This window comes from Herbaspirillum sp. BH-1 (genome assembly GCF_002870055.1).
GTDB classification, from domain to species: domain Bacteria; phylum Pseudomonadota; class Gammaproteobacteria; order Burkholderiales; family Burkholderiaceae_D; genus Herbaspirillum; species Herbaspirillum frisingense.
Window position 1 is genome coordinate 334935 of record NZ_PKOI01000002.1, and the last position, 12534, is coordinate 347468.

The following is a 12534-nucleotide window of genomic DNA, read 5'->3' on the forward strand; positions in this document are numbered from 1 at the left end:
CAATCAGCATAGACATCATGAAATTGTTTCCCCAGACATTGCTGCGGTGGCTTGTTCTGTGCCTTCTTTCCTGTCTTGCAGGGCTGGGCATGGCCAGCGACCAGGACGTCACGGATGCGACCCCGGACGAAGAGACCTCTGCTCCTGAACGTGCGCGGCGCATCCCAGTCATTACCTATCACCATCATCTTCCGCAGGACCTTAAAATGGCCGGAAGATATCGGGATGGTTCGGTCACCAACTCCGTCGAAAGCTTTCGCGAGCAGATGGAGTGGCTGCGGCAAAATGGTTACTCCTCATTGAAGTTGGAGGAATTCGAAGCCCTTATCGAGAACCGTGCGGACCCTTCGATGGAGAAAAAGGTACTCATCACCTTCGATGATGGATATCTGACGACCTTGAAGTTCTGCTATCCGATTCTCAAGGAGTACGGTTTCACCGCAGTGGTATTCCTGATCACGGGCCGCCAGCCGGCGCTGGCCGAGAGCCGGTTCCTGCCTGAGAAACTGCAGTACATTGCGCGCGCGCAGATGGCGCCGGCAAGCGATGTGTTTGAGTGGGCTGCCCATACCCATAACCTGCATTCGATGAAGCTGAACCCTTCCCGCTCGGATCTGCTGGTGGCCGATGACGGCGCATTGGCCGAGGATGCCGCACTCAGCCTCGCCCAGCTGGGACAGACGCGTCATTTCTGCTTTCCTTTTGGTCAGTACGATGAACAGGTGACTGAACGCCTGACCCATCTCGGCTTTCGCTACTTCTACACGACCGGTAAAGGATGGGCGCAGCCGCAACAAGGAAGGAAAATCATGATTTCCCGGCTGAATGTTTCGCCGCGGATGACCCTGGCCGGTTTTGCCAGACTCTTCCGTGACGACACATGATGCGGCGGAGGTCGATATGAACGGCATGGAGACGATGTGCACGCCAGGCAGGACTGTCGCAGCGGGCGCGGCGGTAGATGGCATGCATTACGCTTACCGTTCTCCATTTGATACACGGCATTTTTTCAATCGCTGTGTGTTCGTGGACCGGCAAGACCGTTACTCGGACAGCTTTCATCTGCTCGCTCGGTTGCAAAAGACGCTGACCTTCGACGAGCGTTTTCTCGATCCGCAGTTCGTCAATACAACCGAGACGCCGTTCAGGGAAATCCGGCGTGCTCCGCCGCATGCGTATGCGCACAGACGACTGCGACCAGGCTGGCCGATATTTTCGGGGTCTTACGAGGCTTACCTTGATCGCCTTGAGTCGACGCTGGAACAGGTCCTGTTACGCATGCATCCCGGGCGGCAATATCTGATGGCACATTCCTCGGGATCGGACAGCCGCATCCTGTCCGGGACCATGGCACGCCTGCGCCGCCAGGGAAAGATGTCTTTCGATAACGTCTTGTTCCATTGCTGGTGTACCCATGAGGCCGATTCGTTCCGCACGATCATGGCCGCCAACGGCTGGACGAATATCTCGGTGCTGGATGATAGCGGGCCGGACGTCTATAACGTCGGCAGGACCGATCTCCCCTGCGAAGGCTGGAACCCCTATACCTACCAGATCGACTTCTGGGGGACGCATGATCCATCCCGCTATGTGCTGCTGTCCGGAGCGCAGGAAACGTATTCGGTGCCATACGAGAGATGGTTGCATGCACGCAGTTTTTTCAATAACAGGGGGGAGAGCATCCATCGCCTGGCCACGGTATTTGAGGATGTGTTGTTTCCCTTCCTCAGCTATCCGATGCTGGCCATGACCATGGCCATGCCGGCCCAGTGGAAAAATCTTCCCGATCCCCGGATCGGGCGCGACAAGGTGCGCTCCGATCTGGTGGCCCGGCTCGGACTGATCGACATCCCTGTACAGAAGGCCGCCTATCGTTTCAATGTGTCACCGGCGCGCAGGCGCGCCATGCTGGCGGCCTACGAGACCAGCCGGTTTCGCCGGCGCTATGGGATCGTTCTGGATGAGAAGGATCTGTTTGCGAACTGGAACGGCTGGAACTCCTGCCTCTGGAGCTTCGCCGTGACCGAATACGAGGTGCTGCAGCAAGCCGTCTGAAGGCTGTCTTGCACCGTAAGGAAGAAAGCGCTTATGCCAAACCGATACGCCATTCTCACCGTCGATACCGAGGCACTGCCCGCCCGAGCGGCCAGTGACCACGTCCGCCATCTGGTGTGGGGCGAGCATGCCGCAGGCCGGGCCGGTGTACGCGAGATGTGTGCCATTGGCAGGGAATTCGGTGCGCCCCATGTGTTCTTCGTGGATATGTGCGGCGATGAGCTCTATCCGGGGGAGATGGCAGAGGTGGTGTCCTGGCTGGACCGTGATGGGCAGGATGTACAACTGCACCTGCATCCGGAGATCCTGCCCCTCCAGTTCTGGCAACAGCATGGCCTGACACCGCGGCCGCGCTACATGAATGAGTATCAAGATATTGCGCGTGCCGGGTTCGTCATCCGTTTCTTTTCGGATCGGCTCAAGGAACTCACGGGCAAACCGGTTCAGGCCTACCGCGCAGGATCGTTCCGCTGGAATGGCGACATCATCCGCGCACTGGAGCAGGCAGGCATTCCCCTGTCGTTCAATAATTCGATGCGGGCCCACCTACTTGGCCGCAGCCCGCATGCCGAACCGACCAACAGTCCCTATGCCTGGTCCAACGGCGTGATGGAGGTGCCGGTGACGGAACACCATTTTCCCGCAGAGCCACAGCGCGGCAGGCCGGAAAAGTGGATCAGTCTTACGTTTCCACAGTCTTCCTATTTTCAGTACGCACCACCGAGGTCACCGTGGTGGCGCAGTTGGCTGCCGGCGCCGGTGGATCTGCAGGTGTTCCTGCTGCATTCCTGGTCGCTTCTGCACTGGGACGACAATCAACATGCCACTTACCTTGGCGACCAGCGTCAGGAGGAATATCGACGCCTGGTCGCCTCGATCGTCAAGGACTATGACGTCATCACCACCACCGACTTTCTGGATCTGGTGCGCCGGCGAAAGATCAAGACCAAGCAGGTGGTCCCGCTGGAACGGGCCGACCTTGCCAGTCCGCCGCCGGCGACGGTGTCGGTCAATTCATCTTCAGGCTTCTAAAGGAAGGTCAGACTAGCAATGGCTAATCGTTATGCAATGCTTACCGTCGATACAGAGGCGCTCCCCAAGCGCGCCAGCGGTGACCACGTCAACCGCCTGATCTGGGGACGCCATGCCAATGGAACGGCCGGTATCCGCGAGATGGCGGAAATCGGGGACGAATTCAACGCCAAGCACATTTTCTTCATGGACATGTGCGGTGCCTATGCTTACCTCGATGAACTACGTGAGGTAGTACGGTGGCTGGATGCGGCCGGACAGGATGTACAGCTGCACACGCACCCCGAATACCTGCCCAAGAGTTTCTGGGAGCAGCATGGCCTGTCGGATCGGCCGCAGTACATGAATCAGTACGAAGACGATGACAGGGCGCAATTCGTGATCCGCCATTTCGCGGACCTGATATCGAAGGAGACCGGCAAACCGGTGTTGTCACACCGTGCCGGCTCGTTCCGCTGGAACGCGTCGACCATTCGTGCGCTCAAGGCGGCCGATATTCCGCTCTCGTTCAATAATACCGTCTGCTCTGTCCATACCGGGCAATGCATCTATAGCGTTCCGACCAACCACCCGTTCCAGTGGTCCAATGGTGTCATCGAGGTCCCGATGACGGAGAAGCGGATTTTGCCCAAGGTCGGCAAGAAGGAACGCTGGGTACGCCTGACCTATCCGGAATCGGTGTATTTCCAGTTCGATCCGTGGTGGGGACGCTTCCTGCTCAACATGATCAGCGGCACGCCCGAGTTCGCGGTCTTTCTTCTGCATTCATGGTCATTGCTGTACTGGGATGAGAATGGACTGGGCAGTTATCGCGATGACCAGCGCCTGGAGGGTTACCGGAAGTTGCTCAGGAAGCTGACCAAGGACTATGACGTGATTACTTCATCTGAATTTCTTGATCTGTGCGCGAGAGGAAAGATCAAGACGGATCGCACGGTGAACCTGGATCTGGCCGAGCTCGTCAGGCAATCCTGAGCACCTGGAACAGGTTCATTGTTCAGCAATTTTTTGCTCCCCTGCCTCGGCGTTTGCGGGCGGGAGAAGGAATCGACATGCTTAATGCAATTACGGCGCCATGGTGACACGGGTTTCCATCATCGGCAGCTGCGTATCGCGGGATATTTTCAACTTCGCCGAGCCGGATGAATTCCAGCTGGTGAACTACATCGCGAGGTCATCCATTGGCAGCCTGTTTTCTCCGTCACCCTTTGCCGACACCTTCAGCGAGAGGCTCTCCTCAAGTTTTCAGCAGCGTATCGTCAACATGGATATCACCAAGTCCGGCCGACGACGGTTGCAGTCGATTGCCGCTGATATGGTGCTGATCGACCTGATCGATGAGCGCTTCAATCTGGCAGCGGTCTCAACGGGCGCGGTGTGCACGGTGTCGAATGAATTCATCAAGACCGGCGCCTTGAAGGAACTGCAGGAGAGCAAGAGGATCAGGATCATCCGCAGCGGGTCCGATCCGTTCCTGCAAACGTGGATCAGGGGATGGCACGCTCTGGTCGAACTGCTGCGCGCCGCAGACATGCTGGAGAAGACCTACGTCAACAAGGTCTACTGGCAAGCCACCACGCAGAGCGGAAAAGCTTTTCCGAATGTGCGTGAAGAGCAGGTGGAGTCCGCCAATCGGATGCTCGAACGTCTATACGCCATCATGGCGGACACGCTGCCGGCGACGCAATTTATCGGCCATGACGATGCATTGTGCCGTTGCCCCGATGAGCATCCATGGGGACCTGCGCCATTCCACTTTGTAGAAGACTTCTACCATGCCGCCATTGGAAAATTGCGGCAGATCAGGCTGTCGCGGAGCGTTTGTTGAGAATTGGCGATCTAAGGACATTCTCTCTCCTTGCAGCAGTATTCAACATGTCCCTGTCTTCCCTCTCCCTTCGACATGGGAATTGTCAGCGCCTTGCAATTTCAAGGATTTCTGATGACTGAAGGTGCGCCACGCTCCTGCCAGACCTCCTGATACATTTCCCGATAAGCCTTCTCGACTGCGGGATGCGTCAGCAACGGTGCCAGTTCAGGTGACTGGAGGAACAAGGGCAGATAGCTGAAGCGCGAGGTGAATGCGCCCAGCAGGCGTTCGGCTGCCTGCTCCATCTCGCCGATGGCCACCAGATCCTTCACCATCAGGATGCCTTCGGGGCTATTGGGGAGGCAGCTCTGCAGCCGCTCCTGTACCAGATTACGGGCCTTGCACAGCAGGCCGCATTGCGCCAGCACATAGGGCAGGTTGATTCGTGCGTAAGGGGGAATGTTGGTCGAGCTGGAAAGCTTTTCGGCAATTTGCGCCAGTCGCTGCGTTGGCTCGAACGCCGCGCTGACCATGATCTTGACGCCCTTCAATGCCGGGCTGCTACCGGCATAGTCGTGATCCTCGGCAATGGCAATCTCCTCCATGGCCTCGGTATAGCGGTTGAGCATGCCCAAGGTACGCGCGAGGATGGCACGGATCTGAATACTGTAGGGGCGCAGCATCAAGAGCCGGCGCAGCGGTCCGATGGCTTCTTCAGGTCTGCCCGTGCCGGAGAGGTGCAGACCGTAGAAGAGCAATGCATCGGCGTTGTCCGGCGCCATGCGCAGCGCTTCGATATGCATTGCACGGGCTTCCCGGAAACGCCATTGGCTATCCCGCAACCAGGCCTGGGCCGATAACAGGTCGGGTGAGTCAGGCACCAGTACAGCGGCCGCCTCCAGATGTTCGATCGCTTCGGCTTGCGAGACGCCCACATATGAATCCAGGCCGATGGCCATGGCCGTAGTGATGGTCTTGGCCAGGCCGATCTTGGCAGGTGCGAAGTTCGGCGCGGTGAGGGTGATGGAACGGAAAACGCTGATGGCCTGCTTGAGGGGCTTGGCGCTATGTTGTTGCGCCAGCATGGACGCATGTAGAAACTGCTCGTGGGCCATCGAGGCGTTGGTCGACGGTACCGGTTGGAACCCGGTGGATTCGCGGGCGAGCAGCAACCTGTAACCATAGCCATAGACGGATTCAATCTTGGCGTCGGGCAGGGCCTTGCGCAGCTGGCTGATACAGCGCACCAGGCTATCGTCGGAAACGGAACGATCGCCCATCCATGCATGCTGGATGATGGCGTCCTTGCTGACGGGATCGGGAGAATTCTGGATCAGTTGCGTGAGCACCGCCCGCTCTTTCGGCGGCAAGTCCAGTTCCGTACCGCGCCAGGTGGGGATGCCACGGGAGTTCAGTCTTAGCGGCATGGCCTTGCACCCTGTTGCTGGCTTTCCCGGGCGCTATCGAATGCTGCCGCGGCAGCGCCATCGCTCAGATATTGCCTGCTGGCTTGCATGATCATGAGAAATTCCTTGAGGAGAGTGCTGTCCGATGAGCCACGTGAAGGCAATTTGTCGGGAATGGCGCGCGCTGCCGGCGGTCCGGACGCTTGCGGTTTACGCTCTTGTCAGGCCGATACTTAATAACTGAGAGCGCCGAGATTGTAATCGGTTCGTCTCCAGGTGGGATAGTGGCAATACGTTAAATTTGTACTATTTGGTAATTTGGTGTTGCTGAAGTGCCCAAATTTGATAAATGGGACTCTGAATTCTCGATTAACCGAGGGCGGCAGGGGGAAAAAGAGTGGAAATGATAGCGGTCCGGCTGGTGTGCCTGATAAGGCGATATTCAGGCACTCAAGAAACAGATATGGCTCGCGCCGGTGATGCTCGGGCAGGTAGCGCGAAGTTGGCAGGTTGATTTGCAATTGATGAGCGCTGCTTTATTTTTTTGTGATATCTGCTGGATTCGATGTTGCTGCAGGCGATGTCACGTCGCTTCCGAGCAGGGGCATTCATTGGAAGCAGGGCGCAGGGTGCGGCAGGGCTTGGTTTTCACCTGGTGCCGAAAAAATCGCCAAAACAAAAAACCCGCCCTTCTTTCGAAGAGGCGGGTTTTTCGGACGGCGCCGCATACGCATGATTGCACATGCAGCGACGGGTATCTGGTGGTGATAGGTGGACTTGAACCACCGACCCCAGCATTATGAGTGCTGTGCTCTAACCAGCTGAGCTATATCACCAGGAGGCAAGCCCGAGACTATAAGCATCGGCGCGGTTTCTGTCAATAGTTTTTCGGATTTTCCCCGTATTTACTTATCCACAGCCTCTTGCACCCGCGCCAGCACCTCGGCGGTGGCGTCCGGGCGGTTGCAGTCGATGCTGATGCGCTCCGGCATGGAGCGCAGCCAGGTCAGCTGGCGCTTGGCCAGCTGACGGGTGGCGGCGATACCTTTTTCGCGCAGGGTGGCGGCATCGATGCTGCCGTCGAGGTATTCCCACATCTGCCGGTAACCGACGCAACGCATCGAGGGCAGGCCCAGGTGCAGGTCGCCGCGCGCACGCAGGGCGGCTACTTCACGCTCCAGGGCGCCACCCTGCAACATCAGGTCGAAGCGCAGGGCGATGCGCTCGTGCAGCACGGCGCGCTCGCTCGGCTCCAGCGCCAGCGGCAACAGGGTGAAGGGCAATGGTTCGGCGGGTTTTTGCGACAGCAGCGACGACATCGGCTGCCCGGTCAACAAAGTGATCTCCAGAGCGCGCTGGATGCGCTGGCTGTCGTTTGGCTTGAGGCGGGCTGCGGTGACCGGGTCCAGCGTCGCCAGTCTGGCGTGCATGGCCGGCATGCCGACCTGGGCGGCTTCTTCGTCCAGCTGGGCGCGCAGGATCGGGTCGGCTTGCGGCAGTTCGTCCAGGCCATCGCGCAGCACCTTGAAGTACAGCATGGTGCCGCCCACCAGCAGCGGCAGCTTGCCGCGCGCGGCGATGTCCTGGGTCAGGCGGAGTGCATCCTGGCGGAACTGCATGGCCGAATAGGCTTCGGTGGGATCGATGATGTCGATCAGGTGGTGCGGGACTTCGGCCAGCTCGGCAGTAGTGGGCTTGGCGGTACCGATGTCCATCTCGCGATAGACCAGGGCCGAGTCCACCGAAATGATTTCACTCGGAATGCGGCGTGCGATTTCCAGGGCGGCGGCGGTCTTGCCGGAGGCGGTGGGGCCCATGATGGCCACCGCCAGGGGCGGGCGCTTCTCCATCGTCATTGCCCGCGCAGGAAGAGCTTGTCCAGGTCCGACAAGCCCATCTGGGTCCAGGTCGGGCGGCCGTGATTGCATTGGTCGGAGCGCTCGGTGGCCTCCATTTGGCGCAGCAGCGCATTCATCTCTGGCAGGGTCAGGCTGCGGTTGGCGCGCACGGCGGTGTGGCAGGCCAGGGTGCCCAGCAGTTCGTTGCGACGCTCCAGCAGCACGCGCGAGCCGCCGTATTCGCGCACGTCGCGCAGGACGTCACGGGCCAGGGTCTGGGCATCGGCGTTCTTGAGCAGGGCCGGGACCGCCCGCACGGCCAGCGTGGTGGGCGACATCACGGCAATGTCGAAGCCCAGTGCCGAGAGGGTGTCCTGGTGTTCTTCCACCGTGCCCACCTCCACCGGATCGGCGTAGAAGGTCACCGGGATCAGCAGGGGCTGCAGGAAGATCTCATTGCCGTCCAGCGCCGTCTTCAGTTGTTCATAGAGGATGCGTTCGTGGGCGGCATGCATGTCCACCACCACCAGGCCGGCCTGGTTCTGTGCCAGCACGTAGATGCCATGCAATTGCGCCAGCGCGAAGCCCAGCGGGAAGTCGCCTTCCGGCAGCGGCGCCGGAGCGGGCGCGGCTGTGCTGCCCGGATACCCTGCTGCGGGGCGGCCGGGAACGGCCTCGCCAGCGGCCGGATCGCTGCGGAACATGCTGCCGTAGGCCTCGGTGTTCTGGCGCACGCCAAAGCCGCTGTTGCCGCCGAAGGAGTAGGGGCGTGGCTGCTCCGCGAACTGCGCCGAGAAGGTCTGCTGCTGCTGTTCGCGGATCCAGGGCAGGGGGCCGCCGGTGTTGCCGGTCGCGGCCGGCGCGGGGGGCAGGCTATCGCCTTTACCCGCCTGTTGCGGCAGATTGCCGAAGGAGACCGCCGAGGTCTGTGCCAGCGCGCGCGCGACAGCGTGGAATACGAACTGGTGCACGGCGCGGCTGTCGCGGAAGCGCACTTCGATCTTGGACGGATGCACGTTCACGTCCACCAGTGCCGGGTCCAGCATCAGCGACAGGGCATAGGCCGGGTAGCGGTCGCCGTGCAGCACGTCCTGATAGGCTGCGCGCACCGCGTGGGTGAGCAGCTTGTCGCGCACGAAGCGGCCATTGACGTAGAAATACTGGCCATCGGCGCGTGCCTTGGAGGCCGTGGGCAGGCCGACGAAGCCATGCAGGCGCAGCGGGCCGGCGCTCTCGTCCAACGGCAGGCGGGCGTTGGCGAATTCATCGCCGAGGATATGGGCACTACGCTTGGCGAATTCGCCGACGTTCCAGTGATCGACGGTCTTGCCGTTGTGCGACAACGAGAAGCTCACGTCCGGCCGCGCCAGCGCGATGCGGCGTACCACCTCGGCGCAGTGGCCATATTCGGTCTGTTCGGACTTGAGGAACTTGCGGCGCGCCGGGGTGTTGAAGTACAGGTCCTGGACGTCGATGGTGGTACCTTGTGCGCCCGAGGCGGGGGCGACCGTGCCGAACTGGGAGCCGGTGATTTCCCAGGCGTGGGGAGCATCGGCGGTGCGGCTGGTCACCGTCAGTTGCGCTACCGAGGCGATCGAGGCCAGGGCCTCGCCACGAAAGCCCAGTGTGGAGACATTCTCCAGGTCGGTCAGCGAGGCGATCTTGGAGGTGGCGTGCCGCGCCAGGGCCAATGGCATTTGCTCGGGCGGGATGCCGCGCCCGTTGTCGGTGATGGCGATGCGCTTGACGCCGCCCTGCTCCAGCCGCACGGTGATCTGGGTGGAGCCGGCGTCGAGTGCGTTCTCCAGCAATTCCTTGACGACCGCCGAGGGGCGTTCGATCACCTCGCCTGCGGCGATCTGCGAGATCAACTGATCGGGCAGCGCCTGGATGGGGCGATGGGGCGTGGCGGCGGAATCGGAAACGGGGGAGGCATGCGGTGCGTTCATCCGGCGATTATACCGCCGACGCAGTGGCGGCAATGTGAAGAAGCCGCCCATGGGCGGCTTCGTCGGGCGGTGATGGGGAACAGGTTTTCCGGTCGGAAAAACCCAACGTCCTATGGCTGACAAGACGGGCTGCTGACCTCCGGCGACCCGCTCCAGAGAGCCGTCCTACACGCGGAAGGTACTGACGGCCGCGGCCAGGCGTTCGGCCTGTTGCTGCAGCGATTGTGCTGCTGCGGCAGCCTGTTCCACCAGGGCAGCGTTCTGCTGGGTGCTCTCGTCCATCTGCGCGATGGCGCGGTTGATCTGGTCGATACCCTCGCTCTGTTCGCGGCTGGCGGTGGTGATTTCGCTGATGACGGTGGAGACGCGCTGCACGCTGGAGACCACGTCGTTCATGGTGTTGCCGGCCTGGGCTACCAACTGGCCGCCGCTGGAGACGGTCTGCACCGAGGCATCGATCAGTTCCTTGATTTCCTTGGCAGCCGAGGCGCTGCGCTGGGCCAGGGTGCGCACTTCGGTGGCCACCACCGCAAAGCCGCGTCCCTGCTCGCCGGCGCGGGCCGCTTCCACCGCGGCGTTCAGGGCCAGGATGTTGGTCTGGAAGGCAATGCCGTCGATCACGCTGATGATGTCCACGATGCGTTGCGAAGAGCTGTTGATGGCGTCCATGGTCTGCACTACCTTGCCCACCACTTCACCCCCGTGGCTGGCCACGTCCGAGGCCGAGCTCGACAGTTCGTCGGCCTGCACCGCATTGGCGGCGTTCTGCTTGACGGTGGAGGTCAGTTCTTCCATGGCCGAAGCGGTTTCTTCCAGGGCGCCGGCCTGTTGTTCGGTGCGGGATGACAGATGGAGGTTGCCGGCAGCGATCTCGCTGGCGGCGGTATTGATTTCCTCGGTACCGGCGCGCACGCTGGAGACCACTTCCGACAGGCCCGCGCTGATGCCATTGAAGGCGCCCATCAGGCGGCCGATCTCGTCGCTGCTGTGGACATGCAGGCGGGTGGTCAGGTCGCCGCTGGCGATCTGGTCGGCGGCCCCGCACACCGCATCCAGCGGGCGGGTGACCATGCGGTTGATCATCACCGTCAGGATCGCCCCCAGTACCGCCAGGAACAGCAGGCCCAGTCCGATGTAGAGATTGCGCATGGAAGTGACTTCGCTGGTGATTTCGTCAACGGCGGCCTCGCCGACGATGACCCAGTTCCAGGGGGCGTAGTGGGTGAAGACCACGATCTTCTTGCGACCATCGATGGCGGTGTAGTGCAGCGCACCTTCCTTTTGCTGCAGCACGGTCCTGATGTAGCTCTCGCCGGCGGCATCCTTGAGTTCCAGCAGGCTGGTGCCTTCTTCCTTGCCCTCGCGCGGGGCGCCGGCGATCATCACGCCCAGGTCCTTGCCTTCACGACCGTTGAGGGCATAGAAATTGCCGGTCTGGCCGATCTTCAGTGCCTTGATCTGCTCCTTCAAGGCCTTGACGTCGGCGGAGATGTCGATCCCCACATACAGGGCGGCGATGATCTGGCCGGCATCGTTCTTGATGGGGACGTACTTGGTGATGTACTGCTTGCCGAACAGCGTGGCCAGGCCGCTATAGGGTTTGTCGGATTTCAGGGCGGCATAGCCGGGGTGGGTGCGGTCGAGCAGGGTGCCCACGGCACGCTCGCCGTTTTCCTTCTTCACCGAGGTCGAGACGCGCACGAAGTCTTCGCCGGTCTTGGCGAAGATGGTCGCGGTCACGCCGGTACGGCCGGTGAACCGGTCCGGGATGGAAAAGTCCAGATTCAGGTCGTGTCCGTCGTTCTGCAGCACCGGGGTGGCGCGGTCGGCGATCTGTACGGTGCGGCTCTCATCCAGGGTGAGCTTGCCGAATTCATTGTCGAACATCTTGGAGAAACGGTCGACCTGGCTGTTCACCGAGCGGTCGAAGATGCCGACCATGTGGGCTACGCCACGGGCATCGTTGCCCATCTGCTCGATGGAGCGATGCTCCATCATGCGCGAGGCGGAATAGGTGATCAGCATCAATGCGATCACGAAGACGACGCCCACCAGGGCGACCGTCATGGCAGTCAGTTTTGCACCTACCGAGCGGTGGAAAAGGGATGCGCGGCGCGCACCAGACATATCGTTAGCCATGGCTGTTCTTGTTTTTGAAAAAACGTCGTGTGGAAATGCAAATACCGAACGGAAAACTGCCCGGAAGGTCGGTCGCGCCGGCAGGCGCGCATTACGCTGTGACCGCTGGTCCCTCCTTGTTCTCCGTCATGCGGAAAGCCTGCAACGCTGCGTTCGCGCGGCGGCCTGCGTGCCGATCAGGCAGCACGTCGGCGACATTGCCGAATCGGCAATGGGGCGCGGCTTCGAACACGTTGACATCGCGCAGCGCCAGTGTTGTTGCTGACGCTGCCATTACGGTACTCGCTGGGGGAGGCCGTCAGTAT

10 protein-coding genes and 1 tRNA gene are annotated in these 12534 nt (G+C 60.9%); 5 read left to right on the forward strand and 6 right to left on the reverse strand.

The features are described 5' to 3' along the window. Positions 1-17 precede the first annotated feature (17 nt). The 5 genes from HBH1_RS04675 (at position 18) to HBH1_RS04695 (ending at position 4915) form a co-directional block, all read left to right on the forward strand. Complete coding sequence (locus tag HBH1_RS04675; RefSeq protein WP_146012816.1) at positions 18-884, forward strand: polysaccharide deacetylase family protein; 867 nt, start codon at positions 18-20, stop codon at positions 882-884. Positions 885-900: 16 nt separating this feature from the next. Then, positions 901-2055 (forward strand): hypothetical protein, encoded by a 1155-nt coding sequence (locus tag HBH1_RS04680; RefSeq protein WP_233207514.1) that lies wholly within the window; start codon positions 901-903, stop codon positions 2053-2055. 33 nt (positions 2056-2088) lie between these two features. Continuing rightward, positions 2089-3087 (forward strand): polysaccharide deacetylase family protein, encoded by a 999-nt coding sequence (locus tag HBH1_RS04685; protein WP_102661766.1) that lies wholly within the window; start codon positions 2089-2091, stop codon positions 3085-3087. Positions 3088-3105: 18 nt separating this feature from the next. Next, a complete protein-coding gene (locus tag HBH1_RS04690; protein WP_102661767.1) occupies positions 3106-4062 on the forward strand; it encodes a polysaccharide deacetylase family protein in 957 nt (318 codons plus the stop codon). Between the two features lie 100 nt (positions 4063-4162). Beyond that, entirely contained in the window at positions 4163-4915 is a 753-nt protein-coding gene (locus HBH1_RS04695) for a DUF6270 domain-containing protein (protein WP_102661768.1), read from the forward strand. Positions 4916-5016: 101 nt separating this feature from the next. Here the strand turns inward: HBH1_RS04695 and HBH1_RS04700 are convergent, their stop codons facing one another. From HBH1_RS04700 to HBH1_RS24835, 6 genes are all read right to left on the reverse strand, one after another. Continuing rightward, complete coding sequence (locus HBH1_RS04700) at positions 5017-6324, reverse strand: winged helix-turn-helix domain-containing protein (protein ID WP_102661769.1); 1308 nt, start codon at positions 6322-6324, stop codon at positions 5017-5019. Between the two features lie 738 nt (positions 6325-7062). After that, positions 7063-7139, reverse strand: a tRNA-Met gene (locus HBH1_RS04705). 69 nt (positions 7140-7208) lie between these two features. After that, the gene (gene miaA, locus HBH1_RS04710) at positions 7209-8153 is read right to left on the reverse strand and encodes a tRNA (adenosine(37)-N6)-dimethylallyltransferase MiaA (protein ID WP_102661770.1); all 945 of its coding nucleotides are present in this window, start codon (positions 8151-8153) and stop codon (positions 7209-7211) included. A 2-nt stretch (positions 8154-8155) separates the two neighbouring features. Further along, positions 8156-10090 (reverse strand): DNA mismatch repair endonuclease MutL, encoded by a 1935-nt coding sequence (gene mutL / locus HBH1_RS04715; protein WP_199181520.1) that lies wholly within the window; start codon positions 10088-10090, stop codon positions 8156-8158. A 165-nt stretch (positions 10091-10255) separates the two neighbouring features. Next, complete coding sequence (locus HBH1_RS04720) at positions 10256-12229, reverse strand: methyl-accepting chemotaxis protein (RefSeq protein ID WP_102661772.1); 1974 nt, start codon at positions 12227-12229, stop codon at positions 10256-10258. A gap of 91 nt (positions 12230-12320) precedes the next feature. Next, positions 12321-12503: a hypothetical protein gene (locus tag HBH1_RS24835; RefSeq protein WP_146012817.1), complete on the reverse strand. Its 183-nt coding sequence runs from the start codon at positions 12501-12503 to the stop codon at positions 12321-12323. Positions 12504-12534: the final 31 nt, after the last annotated feature.